This window comes from Zhongshania guokunii, from assembly GCF_040892635.1.
Classification (GTDB): Bacteria; Pseudomonadota; Gammaproteobacteria; order Pseudomonadales; family Spongiibacteraceae; genus Spongiibacter; species Spongiibacter guokunii.
Genome location: NZ_JBFRYA010000009.1, coordinates 89,410 through 115,496 on the forward strand (window position 1 = coordinate 89,410; position 26,087 = coordinate 115,496).

Genomic DNA, 26,087 nt, shown 5'->3' on the forward strand with positions numbered 1-26,087 from the left:
CGCTTAGCTAAGTTGGCCCTGTTGTTGCAATTACTCTTGGTAACGACGAAATTTTGGCGCTTTTCCGCGCTGGAAAATCCATCTTAGAAGAGAGTGGGTATGGCTGCAGCAACACAAACAATAGCGACAAACGGCTGGATGGAGAAGGTTGCCAGCAGCGGCATTGGCGTGCTGGTCATGCTTGTTGCGTGCTTGGGAATGCTGGTTATCCCGATGCCGCCATTCCTACTCGACTTGCTATTTACCTTTAATATTGCGTTGTCGCTGATCATTATTTTGGCGGTTATTTACGTCGAACGGCCCATCGATTTCTCGGTTTTCCCCACTGTATTACTGCTGGCGACCTTGCTGCGTCTGTCGTTGAACGTCGCCTCAACCCGCGTGGTGTTGCTCGAGGGTCACACTGGCCCCGGTGCGGCGGGTAAGGTTATTGAGTCTTTTGGCGAGTTTGTTATCGGCGGCAATTATGTTGTTGGTATTGTGGTGTTCATCATCTTAGTTGTTATTAACTTTGTGGTGGTGACCAAGGGTGCAGGCCGGGTATCTGAAGTAACGGCTCGATTCACCTTGGACGCGATGCCAGGCAAGCAAATGGCGATTGACTCGGATTTGAATGCCGGCCTGTTAAATCAGGAAGAGGCTAGCCGCCGCCGAGAAGAAGTGCGCACCGAGGCCGATTTCTACGGCTCCATGGACGGTGCCAGCAAGTTTGTGCGCGGTGACGCTGTGGCCGGCATCATGATTCTGTTTATTAACGTCATTGGCGGCTTGGGCGTGGGTATGAGCCAGCATGGCTTGAGCTTCGATCAAGCCATGCATAACTACACCTTGCTGACGATTGGTGACGGTTTGGTGGCGCAGCTGCCGTCACTGCTGTTATCAACGGCAGTGGCTATTATTGTTACTCGTATCTCGCGACCCCAAAATATGGGCGAGCAGATGGCGAGTCAGATGTTTGCTAACCCCAATGTGCTGTATCTCTCTGCTACCTTGCTGGGCTTAATCGGGATTATTCCCGGTATGCCAAATTTAGTGTTTTTAATGCTCGCAGCTGCCTGCGGCGGCAGTGGTTGGTGGCTGCAACACAAGAAAAAAACGGCGCAGGAATTTGTTGCAGAAGAGGAGTCTGGTGAAGAGTTAGCGATCGCGCCCCGCGAGCCCAGCGAATTGAGTTGGGATGAAGTGACGCATATGGACGTGGTGAGTTTAGAGGTTGGTTATCGCCTAATTCCCTTGGTAGACCGCAATCAGGGCGGCGAGCTGATTGGCCGTATTACGGGGGTTCGCAAGAAGCTTTCCAAGGATTTAGGGTTTTTGATTCAGCCGGTGCATATCCGCGATAATTTGGAGTTGTCGCCAGGTAGTTATCGCATTCAGTTATTGGGCGACACCATTGCCCAGGGCGATATTCAGGTTGGTAAAGATTTAGCAATTAACCCAGGCGGCGCCCAGCCTGGTCTGCGTGGCGCCACGACTAAAGACCCCGCCTTTGGTATGGATGCGATCTGGATCGACTCTAGCCAGCGCGATCAGGCGCAAACCATGGGCTATACCGTGGTGGATCCCTGCACGGTTATTGCGACTCATCTCAGCCAGGTCATTAAACAACACGCTCATGAGTTGCTGGGGCATGAAGAAGTGCAGCAGCTGTTGGATCGTTTGGCCAAGACTGACCCGCGCTTGGTAGAGAATGTGGTGCCCAAGCAATTGCCGCTGAGTATTGTGGTGAGAGTGCTGCAAAACTTACTGAAAGAGGGTGTTTCGATCCGCAGCATACGAATGATCGCCGAAAGTTTGGCGGAGCAGGCGCCGCGTAGCAAAAATCCTGACGAGTTATTGGAGGGCGTGCGGGTTGCGCTTGGGCGAATGATTGTTCAGGAAATCAATGGCTTAGAAGATGAATTGCCAGTTTCTGCGCTGGATGCCGATTTGGAACAGTTGTTGCAAGACATGCTTAGAGGCAACTCTGGCGCGGTGGGATTAGAGCCGGGGATTGCCGAGAGATTGCAAAATGAATTGGCAGATTTTAGTCACCGGCAGGAGTTATCTGGTCAGCCTGCGGTGGTTCTGGTATCGCCGTCGATTCGGGCTTGGTTGTCACGCTTTACTCGGCGGAGTGTTCCCGGATTGTCGGTTTTGTCTTACAACGAAGTACCCGATAGCAAGCAAGTGCGCCTGTTATCAACTATTGGGCAGCAAGCGCGCTTAGCGTAAGACGCAGGGCTGCAGGAGAGCGAGTATGCAAGTAAAGAAATATCGTGCTGTGGACAGCCAGCAGGCCATGCGGATGGTGCGCGCCGCCCACGGCCCCGATGCGGTGATTCTAGACTTACATACCATTGAGGGTGGTGTAGAGGTGGTGGTTAGCCTCGACGAGGCTGCTAGTCACGGCGCGGCCAGTGCTCAAGTGGCCGTTGCTGAAAATGCTGCACAACAGCTTGCTCGCCAAATTAGCCAGCAGTTTTCACCGGCGCCGCGCAGTGAGCGTACTGCGCTAGATGCCTTATTAGATCGTCAGAAAAAGAACGCGCAAATGGCGCAGGAAACTGCCGCTAGCGAACGCCAAAATCTTGGCGCTAGTCGTCAGCCCGCGCCAGAGATGCCAAACCAGCCAGTTAGCCGTGGCCAAAGTGAGCAACACCAAAGCCCGCAGCTGGCGTGGTCACAGCAGGATGAATTGCTGACCTTCAAGCAGGAGCTGTCGTCAATGAAGTCGATGCTGATGGAGCAGCTTAAAGGCCACAATTGGCAGCAAGCCAGTTTTCAGGCCCCTGAACAGCGAGAATTAAACCAGTTTCTATCGACTCTAGATATCGATCCGAGCCTGGGTAAGCGCTTGTGCGCCGAGATTCCCGCTGATGAAAGCGATTCATTGCAGCGCGAAATTTTAAAAATGCTGCTAATTAAGCAATTGCCGGTAGCGGCTCCGCCAAGTTCTGGCGCCATTTGTTTGGTTGGCCCGCAGGGCGCCGGTAAAACCACTACAATTGCAAAAATTGCGGCGCAGTATGTGTTAAATCATGGCCGCGACGGCATTGCTATACTGACTACCGATGTGGCACGGGTTGGCGCGCAGGAGCAATTGCGAGCTTATGGCCGAATTTTACAAATTCCGGTACACACCGCAGTAGATATCGAAGAGGCAGTTAAAACCTACCGTATTCTGCGCAAGAAGAAATTAGTGCTAATCGACACGGCGGGCATGTCATTTCGCGACAGCAAAGGGATTAGTGAATTGCAGCAACTAACTGCAGCGATGCAGGACGTGCAGGTGTTTGTCACCTTGCCGGCTGACGCTGAAGCCTATGTGCAAAGCGAAATTATCGATGCCTATGCGCCGTTGGCGCCGCAGGGTGCAGTAATTACAAGGATCGACGAGGCCATGCGTTTGGGTGGTGTGATCTCTAACCTAATACAGCACCGCCTACCCGTGGTTTGGTGTGCGAATGGCCCCAAAGTGCCACAAAACCTGTCGGCCGCAGATGGGACTAAACTGGTGAATATGGCCGTGCGCATGGGTCGAGCTTTTGAACTGAAGTGCCGCCCTGGGCAAGAGGTTGCCGAAACCACGCCGGCAGCTTCGCGGCCAGCGGTGAATGTGCCGCCAGCACGCCTTAGTGTGCGGGTTTGAGGCTATACTGGGTTTAGTAAATACTCTGCTGATGGGCTAAAGTGAGTGCTATTGCGTAGAGCAATCTGTGTGGTGAAGGCTTAAGATAAACTGCGGTGATGTACCAAGGGAGAAAGATAATTAAATGAGCGCAGTAAAAGTAATAGCCGTAAGCAGTGGCAAGGGTGGTGTTGGTAAAACCAATGTATCGGTAAACCTCGCTTGCCAGCTGGCGCGTCGCGGTCGGCGAGTGCTGCTGATGGATGCCGATTTGGGCTTGGCTAACGTCGATATCATGCTGGGCTTGCGGCCGAAGTGGAATTTGTCCCATGTGTTAGATGGCAAATGTGCAATTCAAGACATTCTGGTTCCTGGCCCCGTTGGTATTACCATTATTCCGGCCGCATCGGGTATTAAGAAAATGGCGGATTTAGGCGCCGCGCAACATGCCGCAATTGTGCGGTCTTTAAGTGAATTAAACGACGATTACGACGTGTTAATCGTCGATACGGCAGCGGGAATTTCCGACAGCGTAGTGACCTTCTGCCAAGCGAGTCAGTACGTTTTGGTGGTGGTGACCGACGAATTAACCTCCATGGCTGATGCCTATGCGCTGATCAAGGTAATGAATCGTGACGCGGGTATTCGCCGCTTTAAAGTGTTGCGCAATATGGTCGACAGCCAAGATCAAGCGCGCGATGGTTTTGAACGCCTTAACGAGGTGGCTCAGCGCTTTTTAGACGTGAGCTTGGAATACGCGGGTTTTGTGCCCCGCGATCCTTATTTAATTAAAGCTGACTCTCGCCAAAAAGCGGTGAGTGATTTGTATCCCGGCGCGGAATCGTCATTGGCTTTTCGTAAATTGGCCGAAACGGTAGATAAATGGGAGGGGCCAAAGGGCCCGAGCGGCAATATCGAGTTCTTCGTCGATCGTATGTTTAGCTCAGAAGACGCTGCTGAAGTCACCACAGGAGCGGCAATGTGAACGGTCACGCCGCTTATCTTAATGTGCAGAATGGCAGCCGCGAAGATCTGGTGAGCCGTCATGCGCCTTTGGTTAAGCGGATTGCCTACCACCTCGTTAGCCGGTTGCCGGCGAGTGTTGAGGTCGACGATTTGATTCAGGCGGGCATGATTGGTCTGCTCGAAGCCGGTAGTCACTACCAAGCGGATAAAGGCGCCAGTTTTGAAACCTACGCCAGTATCCGTATTCGTGGCTCGATGATCGATCAAATGCGTCAGAGCGGCTGGGCGCCGCGTTCAGTAACTCGCCAACTCCGTGAAATGTCTGAAGCGGTGCGGCGCACTGAGGCTAGATTGGGGCGTGAAGCTGCGCCCGCAGAGGTCGCTGGTGAAATGGGCGTATCCCTTGATGAGTATCACGACCTGCTGCGCGACACCAGTTCGGTGCGCCTGTTTAGTCTCGAGCAGATAGGTGAGAGCGAGCAGGAAGCGGTTGATATTGGCGGCGGCGACGATCGCTACGCGCCCTTAGAAAATATCTTGGAAGAGGATTTTCAGCAGGCCTTGGCCAGCCAAATTAACAATCTGCCCGAGCGCGAAAAACTCGTTATGGCGCTGTATTACGACAGTGGCCTAAACCTCAAGGAAATTGGTGAGGTGATGGAAGTGAGTGAGTCGCGTATTTGTCAGATTCACAGCCAGGCTATCGTGCGCTTAAAAAGTCGGCTTGGCGATTGGACGGCAGCATAATGTTGCGGAGTAGCAATTATGGAGAGTAGCCAGCAGTTCTCTTCTTTAGTCGGCAATTGGTTTAATGGCCTAGGTGAGGCATCGCTACTGGGCTTGGTGCTGAGTGTGGTCGGTATCGGCTTGTTATTGTACGCATTGAAAACACGGCGAACGGCAGTGCTTGATGCACCGCGCCCGCCAAGTGCGGAAGAATTAATTGCGACCCTTGAAAAGAAAATCGAATTGCAAAACTCAGCCATGAGCCTGCTGGGTGAACGGGTCTCGGCCTTGGAGGAGTATTTAGAAATGATCGGCTCCCGCCAGCAGCGGCAAGACGCCGATAAAAAAGACATGCGCTTTTATCAGCAGGCGATCAGCATGGTTGACAAAGGACTCAGCGCCGAAGAACTGGCCCAGCGCTGTGGTATTTCCGCTTCAGAAGCAGATTTGATTACGATGTTGTATCAGAAGACGCATTGAGCTGGCGCCTAATGCTTGATGGGAGACGGGAGGCGCAAAAGATTAAACCGTGCACTGAATTGGATTAGCGTTTTCCGTCTCCCATCAAGCGTTTAGCGATTTACTATCCTGCCTTCCGAGCATCCATCACTGCCTGACTCGCCGCACTCAGCACTGCTTGCAATGAGGCTGTTACCACATCGCGGTGCAGGGCTACGCCGATATAGCGCTGATTATTGATCGACAGGTGCACATAGGCCACGGCCTGTGAGGCGGTGCCGGTGTCCAGCGCGTGTTCGCGGTAGTCGAGCACTTCTACTTTGTCGCCAAACTCCTGCTGCCACGCGTTAGCTAGGGCGCTAATTGCACCGTCGCCATGGCCTTGCAGAGCCACTTCTTGGCCGCGATGCTGAAAACTCAGGCTCAGCTGGTCTTGGCCGTGGTTTTCGGCATTGTTCTGGCTAATGGCAAAGTGGCTTAGCTCGGTATTGCGTGCCGCTTGCAGGTAGTGCTCGTCGAACAGCTCCCAAATTTGCTTGGCGCTGACTTCGCCGGCAATTTCTTCGGCTTTGGCCTGCACTGCGCGGCTGGCGTCGATTTGCAGCCAGCGGGGCAATTGCAGTCCGTAGTCGTTTTCCAGTACCCAGCTCACGCCGCCTTTACCAGACTGGCTGTTAATGCGGATAACCGCTTCGTAGCTACGCCCCAAATCCGCGGGGTCGATTGGCAGGTAAGCAACTTGCCAGTGTTCGTCTTGGCCTTGCTTGGCCAAACACTTGCGAATAGCGTCTTGGTGGCTGCCAGAAAAGGCGGTAAACACCAGTTCACCGGCATAGGGGTGGCGGGGGTGGAGCGGAATGGTAGTGCAGTGCTCGACCACCGCTATAATTTCGTCCATATCAGCCAAGTTCAGCTCTGGATTTACGCCTTGGCTGTACAGGTTCATGGCCATGGTCACAATATCCATATTGCCGGTGCGCTCGCCATTGCCGAGCAGGGTACCTTCAACACGGTCGGCGCCGGCCATCACTGCCAGCTCGCCGGCGGCCACGCCGCAGCCGCGGTCATTGTGGGTGTGTACAGATACGCTAATGTTGTTGCGGAATTGGGTGTGGCGGCAAAACCATTCCACTTGGTCGGCAAATACATTGGGGCTGGTGCACTCCACGGTGGCCGGCAGATTAATAATGATCGGTGCGCCGGTATCCAGCCATTCAGCAATAACGGCGTCACTGACCTCTACCGCAAAATCGACCTCGGTGCTGCTAAAACTCTCGGGGGAGTATTGAAATGACCAGGATGTTTCTGGGTTGCGTGCGGCATATTCTTTTACCCAGCGCGCACCTTGCACCGCAATTGCCTTTATTCCGTCTCTGTCTAAGCTAAATACCCGCTCGCGCTGCACGGGGCTGGTGGAGTTGTAAACGTGAACAATGGCTTGTTTGGCACCTTTAAGAGCTTCGTAGCTGCGGGCGATCAATTCTTCTCGCGCTTGTGTTAGTACTTGGATAGTTACATTATCGGGAATTCGATCTCCGTCGATTAAGGCGCGCACAAAATCAAAATCTGGCTGCGAGGCAGCCGGAAAACCTACTTCTATCTGGGTGAAGCCCATTTTGACCAACAGATCCCACATCCGCAATTTTTGCTGCACAGTCATGGGCTCAACCAAAGCTTGGTTACCGTCGCGAAGATCCACAGAACACCACTGGGGCGCTTGGGTAATGGTGTTGTTTGGCCACTGGCGGTCGGGCATAACAATTGCCGGTGTTGCGCGGTATTTGCGGTGATTAAAGTCGGCCATGATAAATCTCGCTTCCTTGGGCTGTATGGGGGCTATTGGGTTTCGGGTGTTGAAGCCCAGCGGCGCTGGGCGTTTTCATTCACTCTTGTAGTGTAAGAGCTGGTTCGCGTGTTCAGTTTGCGGGGTGCTGCAAGCTGGCTGACGATGTTTGCGAAGGGGTAACTTCACGGTTCCCAGTATAGGGATAGAGCGGCAGCAGGGGATTGCGAACTTGGCGTAAAATACCTGATCAGCTTTTTATTTATTGCTGTATTGTTAGATATATTGGAATATTATGCTTATAAAGTTGAATTAGGTGGATTTATTGTGAAGTTGGATGGCTATGATAAGCGGATTCTAGAGGCTCTACAGGCCGATGGCCGGCTGAGTAATCAAGAGCTCGCCGATCGCATAGGTTTGTCACCGTCGCCCTGTTTACGGCGGGTGCGGCGATTAGAAGAGAGCGGCGTGTTGGCCGGTTATCGAGCATTGCTCAATGCGCGGGCATTAGGCCTCAACCTAATGGCGTTTATTCATATCAGTATGGATCGGCACACCCCCGAGCGTTTTGAAAATTTTGAGCGCCATGTTGGCGAGTGCCCTGAGGTTTTAGAGTGCCATTTAATTACCGGTCAAGCGGCAGATTATCTGCTGAAGGTAATCGTTGCCGACATGGATGGCTTTCAGGCCTTGTTATTAAATAAGATTACTCGAATTGATGGAGTCACCGGCGTACACTCCAGTTTTGTTATGAAGTCGCCGGTGAGTAAAACTGCCCTGCCTTTGTTGTAGTGGCTGGGGGATAAATCCTTGTTGCGGTTTGCTAGAAATTTGTCCCTAATGCGGACGGCATAGCAGCATAGGCCGCAGAAAAAACACTTTTTGATTAATTCTAAGGAGCACAGAAATGGATAGGATTTTTGCAGCAAATCTTGATGAAATCGAAGAGGGCGCTTTTTTAAACAAAACCCTTGGTGGCGCAAAAGTACTGCTGACCAAAGTGAATGGTCAGATTTGTGCAGTAGAGAACCGCTGCCCGCACCTTGGTTTGCCACTTGGCAAAGGTAAAATTTGCGATGGCGCGGTGACGTGTCCGTTTCATGGCTCAAGCTTTAATTTATTGACCGGCGAAAATATCGACTGGACCAACGCTTTTATTGGCATGCCAATGCCAGGTTGGACACACAAACTGATCGCCCTTGGCAAAGCCCCAAAAGCCCTTAATACTTTTACAGTAGAGTGTGAAGGCGAACAGGTTTTTGTAAATGTGTGAATTTCTTTAAGTACGTAATTAAGGTTCTTCATGGCTGTAGAAATTGAAGTTGTTACTATTGCTCACGCGATCCAGCAATCGGTTGCGCCGGTTTTTTTACTCGCCGGCATCGGTGGTATTCTCAACGTATTAACCAATCGTTTGGCGCGGATTATAGACCGCAGCCGTTCCTTACATCACCGTTTAGAGTCACTTAGCGCAGAGCGCGGTGCGGTGGTGCATCAGGAGTTGGCCATGCTCACTCGGCGCGCTCGCGTCGTTCATCGCTCTATTGGCTATAGCACTACCAGCGCATTGTTGGTTTGTGTGGTCATCGCCATGCTGTTTATTAGCGCCGTTATGGAATGGAATAGCAGCTTGGCAGTGGCGGCTTTATTTGTTCTTGCCATGATATTTTTGATATTCGCTCTAACGGGATTTTTACGTGAAATTCAGTTGGCAACACGGATTATGCTCAACGGGCCGTAAGGTTCGCGGCTTAGTTTCATTCATACGGCAAAGCGCGATCCATTGGAAAGTGTTCTCCATTCTGGTGGGTAATTCTTATTTGTTTTTAATAGTTGGGGCCATTCAGGCGCCAGTATTAATTTGGCTGTATTTTCGCGGAGGTGCTTGTGGCGGCAAAAATTGTGGTCGTTGGCGGCGGTGCAGGGGGCCTGCCATTGGTAACAAAATTAGGTCGTCGCTTAGGCAAAAGCGGAAAAGCGGATATTACCCTCGTTGATAGCAGCGCAAGCCATATCTGGAAGCCGCGGTTTCACGAGGTGGCCACCGGCGCTATTGATTCCGATCTGGATGCGGTCGACTACCGCGCTCACGCTTATCAAAATCACTACCACTTTGCGATGGGCCGCGTGATTGGCCTTGATCGCGAGCGGAAAGAGTTAATCCTCGCGGCAATGATAGGCCCTAGTGGTCGAGAAATTCTCCCTGAGCGGCGGCTAAGTTACGACTATTTGGTGATTGCCATCGGCAGTTTGGGCAACGACTTTAATACCGCGGGTGTGCGTGAACACTGTTTGTTTTTAGATACCCGCTTACAGGCCGACCGTTTCCATGAGCGCTTTTTAAATCATTGTATGACCGCCAATTTTAATAACAGCGCCTTATCGGTGGCGATTGTGGGTGGCGGGGCGACCGGCGTTGAACTGGCCGCTGAAATTCATCACGCGGTGGCGCTGTTAAAACTTTATGGCCATGAGCAGCTGGATCGCAGTCGCCTACAAGTGCATGTTATTGAAGCTGGACCGCGGCTATTGCCTGCGCTCAAAGAAGAGATTGCCGCTGCCGCCCAAGCTGAGCTGGAAAAAATGGGTGTGCTGGTGCACACCAATACCAAAGTGAAGGCCGCCGATGCGCAGGGCTTTGTGACCAGCGATGAGCAGCGTATTGATGGTGAGCTGCTGGTGTGGGCGGCGGGTATTAAAGCCCCCGATGTGCTCGGGTCTTTTGGGCTAGACAGCAATCGTATTAACCAATTAACCGTTAATACCACGCTGCAAACGGCAGACCCGTCAATTTTTGCAATAGGCGATTGCTGCGCCTGCGAGATGAGTGAGGGTAAAAATATTCCACCGCGCGCGCAGTCTGCCCAGCAGATGGCGATGCACACCGCCGCAAATTTAAAGCGGGCAGTTGCGGATCAGCCCCTGCAAGCGTTTAAGTATCGGGATCACGGTTCGCTGGTGTCGCTGTCTAAGTATTCTGCGCTTGGTAATTTAATGGGCGGTGTGCGCGGCGGTAGCTTCTTTATTGAAGGCTGGCTGGCACGCATGATGTACATCAGTTTATACCGTCTGCATCAAGCGGCGATTTACGGCTGGGGCCGCACCTTGATGCTGCTCTTGGCTGGCCGTTTTAATCGCCTATTACGGCCGCGCTTAAAATTGCATTAAATTGGCCTAGTGAAATACGGAATTAATGGAGACCTATGCAACAGGCGATAGCAAGCGCTGCTGAGGAGCGGGCCAAGCAATACCAGCAATGCCTAGATGGCCTTATTGCGCAGCTAGGTAAAACCTTGGTAGTGGCCCTGCCGCTGGGCTTGGGTAAACCCGTGGAGTTGATTAACGCGCTCTATGCGCGGGCTTGTCAGGACCCATCGCTGTCGTTAACGATTTTAACCGCACTGACCCTTGAGCGGCCGCGTGAGTCCGACCCTATTCGCGGGCGGCTGCTGAATCCGGTGTTTGATCGGCTCTATGCTAATTACACCGAGCCAAGCTATGCAACAGCGGTGCGCGAAGCTGCTTTGCCAGAAAATATCATTGTTCGTGAATTTTATTTTAAACCCGGTAGTCGCCTTGGTAATGCGGGGGCGCAGCAAAATTACGTGAGCTCAAATTACACCCACGCCGCCCGCGATGTGGTGGCCCAAGGCTGCAATGTGGTGATGCAACTGGTCGCTCAAGATCCCAGTAATCCACAGCGCCTGAGTATGAGCTGTAATCCCGATACCTCGTTAGAGGTGGTGCAACGTCTTACTGAACTCGGGCGTGATTTTGTCAGCGTGGGGGTAGTTCATCGCGAGCTGCCTTATATGCTTGGCGACGCGGAGGTTGACGCCACGCAATATCAGTTTTTGCTCGACACCGACGAATCTCAGCACGGCTTGTTTGTGATGCCTAAGCTGCCGCCAGTGCCGGCTGCGGATTACGCTATTGGCGTACATGCCAGTAGCCTCGTTGCCGACGGCGGCACTCTGCAACTGGGCATCGGCGCCATGAGTGATGCCATTGTGCATGGCTTGCAGTTGCGCCACAGCCGTAATGAAGACTATAGAGCCCTCCTCGAACGTTTTAAGATTGATGCGTATTGGGGCGACTTAGTTGACCGCTGGGGTGGTCGCGCGCCCTTTAAGGAGGGCTTGTACGGCGCCACCGAAATGTTTGTTGAAGGGTTTTGGCAACTTTTTAACAGTGGAATATTGCGCCGCGAGGTTTATGATTTTTGGGCTTTGCAAACCCTAATTAATGACGGTGTTTGCGACCCCCAGGCGCTGAGTGCCAATACCATTCGCGCAATGGCGGAATTGGGCGTAAGAGAGTTGCGGGGCAATGATTTTGCAGTATTGCAGTATCACGGTTATTTTTCTGCCGAGTGCCAATACCACGAAGGCTATATTACTGCCCCCGATGGCGAATCCTTTCCTGCGAATATGGCCAATCCCAAGAGTCAGCGCATTATTGCTGAAAAGTGTTTAGGCACTGAGCTTTGCAATGGCAAGGTTTTACATGGCGGTTTCTTTTTGGGCAGTGCCGAGTTCTATCGTGGCTTACGCACAATGAGTGATACTGAACGCGCTAAATTAGCCATGTGCAGCGTCGGGAAAATTAATCAGTTAGATTTTAATCCGCGTTTGTACCAGGCCCAGCGGCGCAAAGCGCGTTTTATCAATACCGGATTAAACGTGAGTCTGCAGGGTGCTGTGGCTTCAGATACCCTAGGTTCAGGACAGGTGGTGTCGGGGGTGGGTGGCCAGTACAACTTTGTGGCGATGGCGCACCAGTTAACTGATGGCCGTTCGATACTGATGATTAGAGCGAGTCGCGGCGAAGGCCGACGCTTGTTGTCTAATATTGTAGAAAGTTTTTCAAGCTGCACGATTCCCCGACATTTACGCGATATTGTAATTACTGAGTACGGCATTGCTGACCTGCGCTCTAAAACCGATGAGCAGGTTATTAAGGCCTTGCTGAATATTGCCGATTCGCGTTTTCAGGGTGATTTAATGCGCAGCGCTAAAGCCGCTGGCAAATTGGCGAAAGATTACCAGTTGCCGGTTGAATTTAGCGATAACACTGCTGCACGAATACGGGAAAGTGTGGCGTGGGCAAAAAACCGAGATATGTTGCCAAATTATCCCTTTGGTTGTGATTTTAGCGCCGATGAATTGTATGCAGGTACAGTACTGAAAAAATTATCGGGTTTAAGCTGGTGGCAGCTCACACTATTGCTGTTACGGCGGTGTGAGTGTAGCCAAGAAGCTGATAGAGTGCTGCGAGTTTTAGGATTAAAGGACGTGCGCGGGATCAAAAATCGCGCCTTAAGACACTTGGTTATTGGTGTAGTTGCTGGATTTTCCAGCAAACTAGGCTCTAACGATTAAGATTAATTGCGATATAGGTCACAAACCTGACGCTTTTTTGTAAGTTTTTTAGAACTATAAAATTTAATTATCTTTTTGATTTTTATGGCTTTTGTTTGCTTGGCGACGCGCAATTACGAGTATATACCCACTGCCATTTTCTTCAATTATTAACTATTGTACATCTCAGGATCACTACTACTGTTGTGCAGAGCTCACAGAATAAAACAGTAGTATGGCAACCATAGAAGCGAGTCAGCCATGAACAATAAATTACTTCCTAGTGTGTTTTTCTGTTTAATGAGTTCAGCGGCCCTAACCGCCACTGCCGAAGCGGAAAAGTGTTTGGACTGGGATGTGCAGAATTTTCCGGCCAGTTCAGAGCAGTCTAGTTGTGCTTATTTTAATCAAGACAAAGTCTCAACTCGCTTTGTGGTGAGAAATAGTTGTGATATTAAAATTAATGGCGTATTCACTTACTTTAAAGACGATATTAGTAAAAAGTCAGTGATGAGTGTGCAGTCATTTAGTGTTGACCCAGGCCAAACAGAAGAAGTTGCAAACCCCTGTGATATGCATAACGAAAGCGCTTATCAGGTGTCGCAGGTTAGCTACTAAACACAGCTTGTGTAGAGAGGGCCTATAGTAATAAGGTTACTGCACAGAATAAAAAAAGCCCCGCAGTGTAAGCTGCGGGGCTTTTTTTGGTAATAAGTGAGGGATTAGCGAACGGTAAAACGCTCTAGATCCATGCCCATTACACTGTCAGTGCTACTGCCCATTGATCCGCCGTGCGCTTTGGCACGTGGTAGCAAACGTGAGAAGTAGAACTCGGCGGTTTCTAATTTGGCTTGGTAGAAAGCCGCATCGCCTTCGCCGCTGGCCAATTTAGTGGCCGCAACTTCAGCCATCATTGCCCAGTAGTAAGCCATCGACAAATAGCCGCTGTACATCAAAAAGTCGTAAGACGCTGCACCGACTGCATCGCGGTTTTTAGAAGCGCGAGCAACCATTTTTACGGTGTGCCAGTTCCATGCAACAGTGTAACCGATCAGTTTTGCAGAGTAACCGCGACGCTTGCCGCCAAGCAGGTTTTTAAAGCCAAACTTATAGAGTTTCTTGCAGAATCCGCCGTAGAGTTTGAATCCGTCCAGTACAACTTTGCGGCCAATCAAATCCATGGCTTGAATGCCGGTAGTACCTTCATACAAGGTGGCGATACGGGCATCGCGGTAGATCTGTTCCATGCCGTGTTCTTTGATGTAACCATGACCACCAAAAACCTGCATTGCATTACTTGCTGATTCCAGACCTGTTTCGGTCAAGAAAGCTTTTAAAATAGGGGTTAAAAAGCCCAGCTCATTTTCAGCAGCATCGCGCTCTTCTTGAGTGTCGGCCTGCACCATGTGGTCAGAATATTTAGCCGCGTCATAGATCATGGCGCGACCACCTTCAGCAAAGGCTTTGGCGGTGAGCAGCATGCGGCGCACGTCTGGGTGATGAATAATGGCATCACCTGGTTTGTCTGGATTTTTAGTGCCCGACAGTGAACGCATTGAATAGCGGTCCATGGCGTATGGCAGGGCGTTTTGGTAAGCCAATTCTGATGCTGCCAAGCCTTGAATTGCCGTGCCGATCCGCGCGGTGTTCATAAAGGTGAACATAGCGTTTAGACCGGCATTTTCGGTACCCAGCATATAACCGGTGGCGTCATCAAAGTTGATTACACAGGTCGCATTGCCGTGAATACCCATTTTGTGCTCAATGCTGCCGCACTTAACGTTGTTGCGCTCGCCAAGGCTGCCGTCAGCGTTTACGTGGAACTTGGGCACAATAAACAGCGAGATACCTTTGGTGCCCTCAGGCGCGCCAGGGGTACGTGCAAGTACGATGTGAATAATGTTTTCGGTCAGGTCGTGCTCACCGGCAGAGATAAAGATTTTACTGCCAGTCAGCTTATAGCTGCCGTCGGGCTGAGGATCAGCCTTGCTTTTCATTTGGCCAAGATCCGAGCCGCAGTGGGCTTCGGTTAAGCACATGGTGCCGGTCCAGGTGCCGTCGCAAAGCTTGGGCATATACTGGTTTTTTTGCTCTTCAGTACCGTGTACATATACGGTATTCATTGCGCCAAGACTCAGGCCTGGGTACATGCCCCAAGACCAGTTGGCGGTACCAATTAATTCCGATTTAATTAGGCCCAGTGACATTGGCAGGCCTTGGCCGCCGTATTCAGTGGGGTGTGACAATCCCTGCCAGCCACCGTCTATCCACATTTGGTAGGCTTCTTTGAAGCCGGTAGGAGTGGAGACGTCGCCGTCATTCCAAGTACAACCCTCTTCATCACCCACTTTATTAAGGGGCGATAGCACTTCTTCGGCAAATTTGGCCGCTTCTGCGGTAATGGCTTCAACCATGTCTGGTGTGGCTTCGGCGCCAGCAGCAATGGTTTTGTAGTGGGCCTGGTAGTCTAAGACTTCATTAAGGACGAAGTCGATGTCTCTAACTGGCGCTTTAAATGTGGTCATATGTAGCCTCTGTACTTATTCCCAAGATACGGGGTATTTCGTTAACGCGATGGAGCATAGCGGATGCGACTAGGTGGGCAATTGGCCGCATCTGCTCGGTGTGCTGACGCTGCGGTCAATTTACGGGTGTTTATGGGTAGTAGCGGCCTATCTGGCTGGCTAAGTAGTTATCCTGTTTCGTACCATAGCGCTGAATTCGATCCCCGCTCGAATAGTTATGTTGCTGTGCGGGCCTTGTTTTTATCATCTTGTTTGCAAGGCGTTACGTCGGTCTTGAGCCGGATCGTTACTAGGGTGATACTGGACATTGTTCTACCGCTTTATTCCCACGTTTAATATGGGGACACACTTGGTATGGGGGCACAATGCAAATTGAATACTCAGTATGCCTAGAGCGTCATCCGCTGCCGGTGGGGGGGTATTTGGCCCAGCTCACCCTCAATGCGCCTGCGCGCATCAACGCTTTGACCCTAGAAACCGTCACCTTATTACACCGGCTATTAACAGAGCTTCGCGATGACCCCGAGGCGGTGGCGGTTTTTTTTGATGGCGCTGGCGCCCGAGGTTTTTGTGTGGGCGCCGATGCCTTGCGAATTCGCGCTTCTGCGCTAGCCAATCCCGGTGGCGCGGCGGTGGAGGCAGAAGCCTTTTTTGCCCATGAATACGCGGCGGCGTATTTAATTCATAGCTTTCCGAAACCGGTGGTGTGCTGGGGAAACGGTATTGTGATGGGCGCCGGACTGGGATTGATGGTGGGTGCCAGTCATCGCATTGTAACGGAGAGTAGTCGGATCGCGATGCCAGAAATTAGCATCGGTTTATTTCCCAATGTGGGGGCGAGTTGGTTTTTAGGGCAAATGCCGGGGCGCAGCGGTTTGTTTACTGCTTTGACTGGGGTCGAGCTGTCGCCCGCCGACGCGCTTTATGCTGGGTTGGCGGATTACTGCCTTACCGACAATAGTAAAGCCTTGGTATTGCGTAAATTGCTACAGCTGGATTGGTGCGATGATCCAGAGTGGAATGCGGAGTGCCTCACCGAGTGCCTGACCGATATCGAAGCCGAACAAGGCGCTGGACTAGGCGCCGCATCGTTAAAGGATTACCGAGGCTGGATAGATGAGGTGTGCGGGCAGCCCTCAGCGTCGGCGGTAATTAAGAGTATCTGTCAGTATCGCGGCACCGATCCTTGGCTTAGTAAGGCGGCACGAGGTCTTGCGACGGGGGCAGCGAGCACCGCCAAATTAATATTTCGGCAATTAGATACCGGTCGCGGCTTAAGTTTGCTTGAGGTGTTTCGCATGGAGTTGGTGTTGTCGGCAAACAGAGTGCGCGATCCTGAGTTTGCCGAGGGTGTTAGGGCGCGCTTAATAGATCGCGATCGCGACCCACGCTGGTGTTACAGCGGTATCGAGCAGGTGCCCGAGCTAGAGATGGAGGCGATGTTCAAGTCGCCGTGGGCAACGTGTCCCCTTGGTGAATTGCTGTAAGCTGGCTCTGATGTAGCCGGCTTAAACTTGCTAGGGCGACAATAGCGCCAAGCATAGCCATTGCCATATCGGATTGGGTGTCCCAAACATAGCCTTGGGTGCCTAGAAAAGCTTCGGCATCTTCGCCGCTAAGCTCCGCGACCCACCATTCAATTAACTCGTAAAATGCGCTTATGCCCAAGCAAATAAGCACAATTACACTGCCTAGCCAGCGCGGCTTGGCAATAACCTGATGCCTGAGGAACAGCTCGCGACAGACCATGGCGGGTACAAAGCCCTGCGCAAAGTGGCCGAGCTTGTCGTAGTGATTGCGCTGCCAGTCGAATTGCTCGGCCAAATAGTCAAACAGCGGAACCTCGGCGTAGGTGTAGTGGCCGCCAATCATCAGAATCACACTGTGGGTGAGAATTAGGGTGTAGAGCAGAGGGGTTAAGGGAAAGTGTGTGCGGCTGGCCGCCATAATGGCTAGGGCGATTAGCGCCGGAATAACCTCTAGTACCCAAGTGAAATGATCTTTGGGATTGATGCCCGACCAGAGCAAGGTGGCAGCGAATATCCCCAGCCAGCACAGTGTCTTCATGCTTATTCCTTTCTTTGGGTTGCTAGCTTAAATATCTTGATCGCGCATCTGCTGCTCGCGGCGCTCAACATCTTTTTGGAGCTGCTGCTCCATCTGCTGCGCTGAGTTTAAACCCTGCTGCTGGGGAGCGCTTAATACGGTGGCTGGGGCCTTGTTGTCTGTTGCTTCACTGCAGCCACTTATTAATAGTGCGAGGCTAATAAAAAGCACTGCGGCGCCTGTTGACGCCGCGCTTGGGTAATTTACAGCAGGGTTTCGCACGGTGGTTCTCCGATTTTATCCGGCGTTATCGCCGATAAGATCGGCGATTTACAGCAGGCTAGCGAGAAAAGGGTCAAGCTTTGGATGTTGAGTTTGCACGTGTTGCACGCCGCGCGCCAAAATTTTATCGGCGTTTACCGGCCCCAAATTCTCACACAGTAGCACATAGTACTGGTTGAGCAGCTTCTGCAGAAGAGCTGGAGGCGCAGTGCCCAGTTCCAAGGGCTCGCGGTTGCCCAGCCAGCGCTGCAGCGCTTCTAGTATTGTTAAGGGTAATTGCCGTTGGCGCAGCGCGGCAAACAATTCGATTCTGAGCTTGTGTTGCTGGCTGTCGTCAACTTGACTCATCATGGCCAGCATTAGCTCGGCAAAGGCCTGACTGGCCGAGGCCGACTCCACATGCTTGGTGCTGGTGCTGGTGTTACTGCCGCCACGGGGGTCGGCCAGAAGCTCGGTGCTGTCCTGCCCCATGGCATGCAATAAACTGCGTAGAATAGTCGCGCGCTTATCTTTTAAGCCGGTGTTTTGGCAAATGTCGGCTACATAGCGTTGCAGGGCGAGGCTGGGTTGGTCGGCGTAGCGATTCTCCCAGTGGCTAACGGCTTTGAGTAGTGCGGCTTCATCCAAAAAGGGATTGAGTCCGGTGTATATAGCGCGACGCCGGTCGCTAAGGCTACGCTTAGTCATTAGCGTAAATCCATATTGGTGGCGCGGGCGGCAGTGTAGGCGATATTGCCGGAGTCGAATTCGGGGTAGCCAATTTCTGCGTGCTCGCTTAAATCCAGACCGCGTTGCTCGTGCTGTGCTGGCGCGCGCAGGCCCATCACTATGTCGATTGCGAAATACATAATGAGCGCGCTGCAGAATGTCCAAATAAAGCAGGCGGCAATACCAATTAGCTGCACGGTTATAAGGTGGCCGTCAAAGAGATTGCCGGTGTAGAACATACCTGCAGCGAGGGTTCCCCACGCGCCCGCAAAGCCGTGGGCTGAGACCGCACCCACCACATCATCTAAACGCATGCGCAGCATCAGCTGCGCGCCAAGGGTGCAGACCACACCACCAATGGCGCCGGTTAGCGCAGCGTACACCGGCAGCATGGTGGCGCAGCCCGCCGTAATGGCGACGAGGCCTGCAATACTGCCGTTCACTGTTTCAGTGAGTAAAATTGGCCGGCGCATGACGACCGCGAGTAGCATGCTAGCCGTGGCGCCAGCCGCCGCAGCGAGCTGAGTATTAAGGTTGATTAAACCAATATCAGTTGAGGCGGCGAGGGTGGAGCCGCCATTAAACCCGAACCAGCCAAACCACAGAATAAAGCCGCCGAGTGCTACAAAGGTTAAGTTGTGGCCGCGCAATTCGCGGGGCCGCCCCTGTTTGTCAAAGCGGCCTAGGCGTGGGCCTAATATAATGATGCCGGCTAGTGCCGTCCACGCGCCTACCGAATGAACCACGGTTGAACCCGCAAAATCGATAAAGCCTAATTTCGCCAGCCAGCCATCGGCATTCCACACCCAGCTACCAAATATTGGGTAGATCACCGCCGTGATAAACAGCGCGCCAACCAGATAGGCGTCAAAGCGGGTGCGTTCGGCCATGGCGCCGCTGGCGATGGTTACGGCGGTAGCGGCAAACATGGTTTGAAAGAGTAATACCCCGTAGGTGCTTGGGTCGCTGTCGTTAATAAGGAATAGGTCGGTGCCGATCAGGCCACTGGGGTTGCTGCCAAACATGAGGCCGTAACCCAGTGCCCAAAAAATCAAGGTGCCTAGGCACACATCCATATAGTTTTTCATCACCACGTTTAGGGCGTTTTTACTTCTAGACATACCGCATTCCAAAAGTGCGAAACCGGCCTGCATTAAAAACACCAGCGCACTGGCAGTGACTAGCCATATCATATCGGTGGCGGGATCGCCGTCGGCAGCAAAGGCAAAAGGGGAGAAAAACAGTATGCTTAATGCAAAGGTGTGGTGCATTTTTTTCATTTGAAACCTTATTTCATAAGGTGGCTGCACACATAATCGGCGCAGCCCTTAACTAGCGTTATTGCAACTGCTATGCCACATATTATTGGTTCGAGAAGTTGTTGCGGTCTGTGGAACTTTGGCGTTTTTGCCGTCAGTATTTGGCAAATAGAGGGATTTCAAGCATCGTTATGGTGCAAAAAATATATGTTGGCTTAGGTGTGGTGCGCGCTCACGCATGTTGGTGGTGCCATATCTTGAATAGGGTATTCCTATCATTGTCATGGATTTAATTTGTTATATATATTGATGACGAGAGCTTATTATTGATACGTGTTCACCTTCGACACGAATAAAAGCCCACTGGGGTTTGAATGGTATTTAGAGGCTCGCCAGCATGAAAAAGACAATCAGCTTTGCCATGATGCATTTTAGCGTCGCATTTTCGGTAGCCTACCTGCTCACTGGCAGCGCGGTAATTGGTGGCATGCTGGCTTTGGTCGAGCCAGCAGTGAATACCGTGGTGTTTTATTTTCATGAAAAGGCGTGGGCGCGTATAGAGAGTAGCCCTAGAGCGCTGCGCAACGATGCCGGAACCATGATGAGTTTTAGTAGTTAGGGCCGGTTTAGTTGATTGCGCTCTTTATCAAGGCAATGACCAGCATTACGCCAACCAGCGGTAATATCCAGCGGCTAATTTTAGCTTGTTGTTCGGGATTTGCCTTTGGCGCAAAGCGTTCTAATAGCGGAATGATCACAACTAAGCTTAGCGCGAGTATGGCCAGTAGGCTGAGTAAAGTCGTCATGTTGAGTAGCCTTTAGCGTTGAAGGTATGCGAAGTTTATTAGCGTGGACGAGTGTAACAGGACGGGCTTGGCTTGTTTGGAATGGTGGGCTAATTTGCGGCGTCAATGAAAGTCATGGGAGCTAGCGTCTACCCGCATAAGATGATCGTGGCTTTCAATACTAAAGGCCACTACATGAATCACCGGTGTGGCGTGACCGCTCGCGGCCTTTTGCACACAACCTTTTACAATCAGCACTTGGCCTTGCAATAAGGCCTTTTTATAGCGCTCCTGTACCATCGGCCACACAATAATATTGCTGTTGCCGGTTTCATCTTCCAAGGTTACAAACATCACCCCAGAGGCGCTGCCGGGTCGCTGTCGGCAACTGACTAAACCACCGATGCGAATAAAGCAGCCGTTATCAATATTTTTTAAATCCTCTGCGCGGGCGCAGTTTGCAAATAGCGTGTGGGCGCGCAGCAGAGCCAGCGGATGCCGTCGCAGGCTGAGACCCGTGTGGCGATAGTCGCTGAGTACCTCGTCGGTTTCGGCGGGGGCCTTAAGCTTGGTAGTCTCGCTTTGCGGCGAGGCTAGATTAGCCAAAGGGGTGGGGGCTTGCCAGGCACTGATTTCCCACAGGCTTTGATAGCGGTGTAAATTAAAACAGTGAAAGGCATCGGCCTGCACCAGTTGCTGCCAGTACTGCTTGGCGGTGCGCAGCCGCGTACAGAAGTCGTCAATGCTGTGAAAGAGCGCGTCTTGCCGCACTTGGCAAAGCTGGGTGGCGCTGCTCTTGGGCAAGCCTTTAACTAAACGTAAGCCGAGGCGCAGGGCGGGGGTGGCAGCGTCACCCTCAAGGCGATGATCCCAGTCGCTGTGATTAATACAAATAGGCCGCACCTCAATGCCGTGGCGACTGGCATCTTGTATGAGTTGCGATGGCGAGTAAAAGCCCATGGGCTGGCTGTTTAAGAGGCCGCAGTAAAACGCGGCGGGGTAGTGGCATTTAAGCCATGCCGAGGCGTAGGCGAGCAGGGCGAAGCTGGCGGAGTGAGATTCGGGAAAACCGTAGGCGCCAAAGCCCTTCATCTGGCTAAACAGTCGCTCGGCAAAGTCTTCGCTATAGCCGCGCTCGCGCATACCGTCGACTAGCTTGCTGCGAAACCCAGCTAAATCACCGTTTTTGCCCCAGCTTGCCATCGCCCGCCGCAGTTGATCGGCCTCGCCGCCACTAAAACCCGCGGCGACCATTGCCAGCTGAATAACCTGCTCCTGAAATACCGGTACGCCGAGGGTGCGTTTTAATACGCGGGCGATGGCGTCGTTTTCATATTCTACGGCTTCCAAGCCCTGGCGCCGCTGTAAAAACGGGTGGACCATACCGCCTTGAATGGGGCCGGGCCGAACAATGGCGATTTGAATAACCAAATCGTAAAAGGTACGGGGCTGCAGGCGGGGCAGCATGGTCATTTGCGCGCGGGATTCTATTTGAAATACCCCCACGCTGTCGGCGGTACACAGCATTTGGTAGGTGGCGGGGTCTTCGGCGGGAATATCACTGAGTTGCCGAATTGCGCCGCCCGAGGCGCTGATATAGCCGAGGCTTTTGCGCAGGGCGCTGAGCATGCCCAAGGCCAGCACATCAATTTTCATCATCCCGAGGGCTTCTAAATCTTCTTTGTCCCACTGAATAATGGTGCGCTCGGGCATGGCGGCATTTTCTATGGGCACCAAGCTGGCGATGGGGTCGCGGGTAATCACAAAGCCGCCAACGTGTTGGGATAAATGCCGGGGGAAGCCCAGAATCTCATTGAGCAAGCTCATAAACTGCTGCACCGGCACGCTGGCGGTATCGAACTGACTTTCTTCTAGGCGCTGAATAAAGGTGTTTTTGTCGTCCCACCAGGCCATATTGGCCGACAGTTTTTGCAGTAAATAATCGTCGAGCCCAAGGGCTTTGCCCACATCGCGCACGGCGCTGCGCCGCCGGTAACTAATAATCGTAGCGGCGAGGGCGGCGTGCTGGCGGCCGTATTTTTTATAAATATATTGAATAACTTCTTCGCGGCGCTCGTGCTCAAAATCAACGTCGATATCTGGCGGCTCGTCGCGCTCGCGAGAGATAAATCGTTCAAATAATAACTGCCCTCGCGAGGGGTCTACCTCGGTAATAAACAGGCAGTAACACACCGCAGAATTAGCTGCCGAACCGCGACCTTGGCAGAGAATATTTTGGTTGCGGGCAAACTGCACAATGTCGTAAACCGTTAAAAAATAATGCTCGTAGCGCAGCTCGGCAATTAAGCCCAACTCCTTGTCGATTAGGCTTTTAACCAGCTCGGGTACGCCTTTAGGCCAGCGGCGCTGGGCACCGTGCAAGGTGATTTCACGTAGAAATTCGCTGGCGTTTTTATGTTTGGGCACCACCTCGTTGGGGTACTGATAGCGCAGCTCGGCGAGACTAAACGTGCAGCGCTCGGCAATAGCGATACTCTCGGTGAGCAAACCGGCGGGGTAGTCGCGCTGCAGCAGCGGCAGGGGTTTAAGATAGTATTCACTATTGGCCTGCACTTGGCTGCCAAGGCCCTGCACCGAGGTGTTAAGACGAATCGCGCTGAGCACATCTTGCAAGGGTTTACGCTGGCGGCAATGCATATGCACATTGCCGCAGGCGACCATATTAATGCCGTGGTGGCGTGCTATTTGGTAGCGTTTAAAATAGTAAGGTTCGGCCTGCTGTTGGCCGTGAAAGTTAATGCCCAGCCACAGCCGATCGCCAAAATACTGCTTCAGGGTAGTTACGTGATCTTCGGTTTGATCGGGGTTAATCCAAATCGCAAAGCAGTGCTGGCTGTAGCGTCGCAAGTCGCCTAAGTTTAATTGGTAGTTGCCCTTGCCGCTGTGTAGGCGGGCGCGACTGATCAGCGCGCACAGCTCGGTATAAGCCTGTTTGACGGGCGCAAGCAAGACCAAGTGAACGCCTTCGTCGAGCATAAATTCGGCGCCGCAAATGAGTTTAATATTGTGCTCACGGCTGGCGCGGTAGGCCCGCACAATCCCCGACAGCGAACACTCGTCGGTAATGGCAATGGCAGTATAGCCAAGCTCAGCGGCGCTAGCGATCAGCTCTTGAGGGTGGGAGGCGCCGCGCAAAAAACTAAAATTGCTCAGGCAGTGAAGCTCGGCGTAAAACGCGGCGGCGGTATTTGTTTTAGGCATGGGCTTAAGCGAAAAAACCGTGCAAATACCAGCGCCGGTTTAGACAGTCTTTAAACACCCAACACAGCGCGCCGTGCTGGTGGCGGGCAATATAATAGTCGCGGGTTTGACGCTGTTGCCACCACTGGCCGTCGAAGCGTTCTGGTCCTTGTAATAAGTGCAACTCGCCCTGCCAAAATAAGCCCTCGGTGGTTTCGGTAATGGCTTCTGGTGGATGGCATAAGCAGTTGGGGCGAATTAGCTCGGTGGTGCTTGGGGCTGTAGTTTGTTGGGCGGCAACCGGTTTTAAGATCGGCTTTAACTTGCTTTGGCTAGGTGCCGATGCAGATGTATGAGCATCGCGCAGCACCCAATTTAATTCCGGTAGATGGGCGTCTTGTAAACTAAATAGGTGGCAGCGTTGGGCGCCTAATCTGAGCCTTAGCTTGTCTAATACCTGCGCGGCTTTTTCTTGATGCTTGCTGTGATTGGCGGTATCGAATAATTGATCGCTGTGTTGCTCATTGCCAATAAATTGCGTGCAGCTAAGGCTTAGGCTTTCTACTGGGCCCTGCAAGCTGAGGCGTTCTAGGCGTAGCATGACCAATTCAATCAAGCTGCGCCGATCAAAATGGCGATGGCTCAGATCTAAAGACCATGCTTCTCTGCTGCCATCCAAATAGTGGAAGGTCCATTCTAAGTCGCGGTTTAGGCATTGCCGCAGGCGTAGATAGTGTTCCAGCTCACTTAGCAGGGCCGAGATCGGAAAACGCAGTTGCTGTTTGCTGTGTAGGCCGCCGTCAAAATGACGCTGTGCGTGGAAGGTTTCTGGGGGCGTAAACTTGGGTCGAATGTCGGGCTGCTCGCCCTGTAATTTAGCCAGTACGGTGACGATGTTTTTGCCAAAGCGGCGCTCAAGGGCGGCGCGGGGCAGGGCTTGGATATTGCCCAGTGTGTGCATACCCATTTCCTGCAAGGTATTCAAGGTTTTGGGTGCCAGCGGCAATAGGCCAATGGGCAGTTCGCGCAGGGCATTGTCTAATGCGGTGCGGTGCAGCTGGCCCGCGCCATTCACTAAGTTCGCTGGGCTTAGATTTTGGTGGCTGAGCAATTCCGCCGCCAATGGCGTGTGGGCAATGCCCAGTTGCACGCTAAGCCCACGGCGCCGAAAGGCGCTAATAAACTTGCGGTAGAGCCGCGCTAAATTTTTAAATAGACGCAGTGATGCCCCCAGTTCTAGCAACACTGCATTGGGCGGGCAAAGGCAGACATCGCCGCTAAAACGGTAGGCCCAGAGCGCGATATTGGCTAAGTGCTGTTGCTCGCGTTGCTCGTCGCGGGGGCGAAGTTCAAGCTTGTTGCTCAGGCTCAATGCGCTAGCCACCGACATGCCCGCAGCGATTCCGGCCTGCTGGGCGGCGGCATTCGCCATTACAATAATATTGTTATTGCTTAGCGCTAACATGCCCTTTGTGTGCTGCGGGCCAAGGGCATCAAGGGGCAGGCTTGGCAGCCGTAGGCATAACCACAGCATTAGTGAGAGGGCTCATTATTGCCGGTCTTGCTAAACTGCGCTGCGCTGTCTTGCTGGTCTGTAGTAGCGAATAGGCCGGTATTGGCAAGTAGGCTGATTTTACGGCGAGGCTTAGTGGCGACAGCGGCGGATGCCCTGTTATAAACCGGCCACTGGGTGGCGGCGCTTTGCTGCACATACAGGGCGGCGGGGCGGGCTAATTGCACTTGCTGGCCAGCGTGGCCGCCTTGCTGCTTAAGAATTTTAATGTGCAGTGCTTGTTTTGCTGCGCTCAAGCACAGGCGCAGCGGCGCGGGGGATATTTGCTGGGCCAAGGCGGTGGGGCGAAAATGAATATGCCAGCACTCGCCTTCTAGGGCGGCAATATGCAAGCGGCGCAGCTGTCTATCATTAAGATCGGCTTCGCTAAACCAGCTTAATACGGCGGCGTATGCGCCGCTGCGCAGTAGCTCTTCTGCGGCCCACAGTTGATCGGCCAAAGTTTTGGGTCTAACTAATAGCTGCCGGTCTATGGCTAAACCCTGTTCAGCCAAGGCTGGGGTATAGGGTAAGTAGGGCGGATTCAACCACGCCATAGGTCGGTCTGAAAGGTGTTCGCGCAGGGCGGGAATCAGCAGCCACAATTCGCCAATACCCTGCTCGCTCAATAATTCGGTGGAGCCGCTGCGGGGCCAGCCGCCGGTGTGCAAGGCGGTATCTAGAGGGCTAAATCCGGTGCTCAGGCGGTTGCTGGCCGCGACCGTAGTGCGGAGTTGCTGGCCTCGCCAGAGCTTACGCTCATCGAGTAATTGATTGAGAGAGTGGTTTTTCATAGCGCCGCACAAAATACATTAGCAGATTTTT

At 52.5% G+C, this 26,087-nt stretch carries 23 protein-coding genes; 13 read left to right on the forward strand and 10 right to left on the reverse strand.

The window, feature by feature from the left end; all coding sequences use genetic code 11:
* Positions 1–99: 99 nt before the first annotated feature.
* From flhA to AB4876_RS11675, 5 genes are all read left to right on the forward strand, one after another.
* Entirely contained in the window at positions 100–2,214 is a 2,115-nt protein-coding gene (flhA, locus tag AB4876_RS11655; RefSeq protein ID WP_368381830.1) for a flagellar biosynthesis protein FlhA, read from the forward strand.
* 25 nt (positions 2,215–2,239) lie between these two features.
* On the forward strand, positions 2,240–3,631 hold the full coding sequence (gene flhF / locus AB4876_RS11660) for a flagellar biosynthesis GTPase FlhF (RefSeq protein ID WP_368381831.1): 1,392 nt from the start codon (positions 2,240–2,242) through the stop codon (positions 3,629–3,631).
* 124 nt (positions 3,632–3,755) lie between these two features.
* Positions 3,756–4,595, forward strand: coding sequence for a MinD/ParA family protein (locus AB4876_RS11665; protein WP_368381832.1), 840 nt, complete (start codon positions 3,756–3,758; stop codon positions 4,593–4,595).
* A complete protein-coding gene (locus tag AB4876_RS11670; protein WP_368381833.1) occupies positions 4,592–5,323 on the forward strand; it encodes an RNA polymerase sigma factor FliA in 732 nt (243 codons plus the stop codon). The genes AB4876_RS11665 and AB4876_RS11670 overlap by 4 nt, the downstream gene beginning before the upstream one ends.
* A gap of 18 nt (positions 5,324–5,341) precedes the next feature.
* Positions 5,342–5,782: a DUF2802 domain-containing protein gene (locus tag AB4876_RS11675; RefSeq protein ID WP_368381834.1), complete on the forward strand. Its 441-nt coding sequence runs from the start codon at positions 5,342–5,344 to the stop codon at positions 5,780–5,782.
* A gap of 103 nt (positions 5,783–5,885) precedes the next feature.
* Here AB4876_RS11675 and leuA read toward each other — a convergent pair whose 3' ends face one another.
* Positions 5,886–7,565 (reverse strand): 2-isopropylmalate synthase, encoded by a 1,680-nt coding sequence (leuA, locus tag AB4876_RS11680; RefSeq protein WP_368381835.1) that lies wholly within the window; start codon positions 7,563–7,565, stop codon positions 5,886–5,888.
* A 306-nt stretch (positions 7,566–7,871) separates the two neighbouring features.
* Here leuA and AB4876_RS11685 point away from each other — a divergent pair, with 306 nt between their 5' ends.
* The 6 genes from AB4876_RS11685 to AB4876_RS11710 all read left to right on the forward strand — a co-directional run bounded on the left by AB4876_RS11685 (position 7,872) and on the right by AB4876_RS11710 (position 13,522).
* Positions 7,872–8,336 (forward strand): Lrp/AsnC family transcriptional regulator, encoded by a 465-nt coding sequence (locus tag AB4876_RS11685; protein ID WP_368381837.1) that lies wholly within the window; start codon positions 7,872–7,874, stop codon positions 8,334–8,336.
* Positions 8,337–8,451: 115 nt separating this feature from the next.
* Positions 8,452–8,817: a Rieske (2Fe-2S) protein gene (locus AB4876_RS11690; protein WP_368381838.1), complete on the forward strand. Its 366-nt coding sequence runs from the start codon at positions 8,452–8,454 to the stop codon at positions 8,815–8,817.
* 30 nt (positions 8,818–8,847) lie between these two features.
* Positions 8,848–9,285: a DUF2721 domain-containing protein gene (locus AB4876_RS11695; RefSeq protein ID WP_368381839.1), complete on the forward strand. Its 438-nt coding sequence runs from the start codon at positions 8,848–8,850 to the stop codon at positions 9,283–9,285.
* A gap of 146 nt (positions 9,286–9,431) precedes the next feature.
* The gene (locus AB4876_RS11700; protein ID WP_368381840.1) at positions 9,432–10,712 is read left to right on the forward strand and encodes an NAD(P)/FAD-dependent oxidoreductase; all 1,281 of its coding nucleotides are present in this window, start codon (positions 9,432–9,434) and stop codon (positions 10,710–10,712) included.
* 35 nt (positions 10,713–10,747) lie between these two features.
* Complete coding sequence (locus AB4876_RS11705; protein ID WP_368381841.1) at positions 10,748–12,925, forward strand: acetyl-CoA hydrolase/transferase C-terminal domain-containing protein; 2,178 nt, start codon at positions 10,748–10,750, stop codon at positions 12,923–12,925.
* Positions 12,926–13,165: 240 nt separating this feature from the next.
* The gene (locus AB4876_RS11710; RefSeq protein ID WP_368381842.1) at positions 13,166–13,522 is read left to right on the forward strand and encodes a hypothetical protein; all 357 of its coding nucleotides are present in this window, start codon (positions 13,166–13,168) and stop codon (positions 13,520–13,522) included.
* Positions 13,523–13,626: 104 nt separating this feature from the next.
* Here AB4876_RS11710 and AB4876_RS11715 read toward each other — a convergent pair whose 3' ends face one another.
* Positions 13,627–15,429 (reverse strand): acyl-CoA dehydrogenase C-terminal domain-containing protein, encoded by a 1,803-nt coding sequence (locus tag AB4876_RS11715; RefSeq protein ID WP_368381843.1) that lies wholly within the window; start codon positions 15,427–15,429, stop codon positions 13,627–13,629.
* A 365-nt stretch (positions 15,430–15,794) separates the two neighbouring features.
* Here AB4876_RS11715 and AB4876_RS11720 point away from each other — a divergent pair, with 365 nt between their 5' ends.
* Positions 15,795–16,916 carry an enoyl-CoA hydratase/isomerase family protein gene (locus tag AB4876_RS11720; RefSeq protein ID WP_368381844.1) on the forward strand — a complete coding sequence of 374 codons (1,122 nt, stop codon included), beginning with the start codon at positions 15,795–15,797 and terminating at the stop codon, positions 16,914–16,916.
* Here the strand turns inward: AB4876_RS11720 and AB4876_RS11725 are convergent.
* Genes AB4876_RS11725 through AB4876_RS11740 form a run of 4 tightly spaced genes read right to left on the reverse strand, consistent with a single transcriptional unit; the run spans position 16,873 to position 19,745 of the window.
* The gene (locus tag AB4876_RS11725; protein WP_368381845.1) at positions 16,873–17,496 is read right to left on the reverse strand and encodes a DUF2238 domain-containing protein; all 624 of its coding nucleotides are present in this window, start codon (positions 17,494–17,496) and stop codon (positions 16,873–16,875) included. The two genes, AB4876_RS11720 and AB4876_RS11725, sit on opposite strands and share 44 nt — an antisense overlap.
* Before the next feature lie 27 nt (positions 17,497–17,523).
* Positions 17,524–17,757, reverse strand: a complete 234-nt coding sequence (locus tag AB4876_RS11730; protein WP_368381846.1) for a hypothetical protein — start codon at positions 17,755–17,757, stop codon at positions 17,524–17,526.
* Positions 17,758–17,805: 48 nt separating this feature from the next.
* Positions 17,806–18,444 (reverse strand): hypothetical protein, encoded by a 639-nt coding sequence (locus tag AB4876_RS11735; protein ID WP_368381848.1) that lies wholly within the window; start codon positions 18,442–18,444, stop codon positions 17,806–17,808.
* Entirely contained in the window at positions 18,444–19,745 is a 1,302-nt protein-coding gene (locus AB4876_RS11740) for an ammonium transporter (RefSeq protein WP_368381849.1), read from the reverse strand. Before AB4876_RS11740 ends, AB4876_RS11735 begins: the two co-directional genes overlap by 1 nt.
* 376 nt (positions 19,746–20,121) lie before the next feature.
* Between AB4876_RS11740 and AB4876_RS11745 the strand changes: the two genes are divergently transcribed.
* Positions 20,122–20,343, forward strand: coding sequence for a DUF2061 domain-containing protein (locus tag AB4876_RS11745; protein WP_368381850.1), 222 nt, complete (start codon positions 20,122–20,124; stop codon positions 20,341–20,343).
* Between the two features lie 7 nt (positions 20,344–20,350).
* On the opposite strand, the gene AB4876_RS11750 is transcribed toward AB4876_RS11745, so the two are convergent.
* The 4 genes from AB4876_RS11750 to imuA all read right to left on the reverse strand — a co-directional run bounded on the left by AB4876_RS11750 (position 20,351) and on the right by imuA (position 26,056).
* A complete protein-coding gene (locus AB4876_RS11750) occupies positions 20,351–20,530 on the reverse strand; it encodes a hypothetical protein (protein WP_368381851.1) in 180 nt (59 codons plus the stop codon).
* Between the two features lie 102 nt (positions 20,531–20,632).
* On the reverse strand, positions 20,633–23,731 hold the full coding sequence (locus AB4876_RS11755) for an error-prone DNA polymerase (protein ID WP_368381852.1): 3,099 nt from the start codon (positions 23,729–23,731) through the stop codon (positions 20,633–20,635).
* Between the two features lie 4 nt (positions 23,732–23,735).
* A complete protein-coding gene (locus tag AB4876_RS11760) occupies positions 23,736–25,244 on the reverse strand; it encodes a Y-family DNA polymerase (RefSeq protein ID WP_368381853.1) in 1,509 nt (502 codons plus the stop codon).
* Entirely contained in the window at positions 25,244–26,056 is an 813-nt protein-coding gene (imuA, locus tag AB4876_RS11765; protein ID WP_368381854.1) for a translesion DNA synthesis-associated protein ImuA, read from the reverse strand. Before imuA ends, AB4876_RS11760 begins: the two co-directional genes overlap by 1 nt.
* Positions 26,057–26,087: the final 31 nt, after the last annotated feature.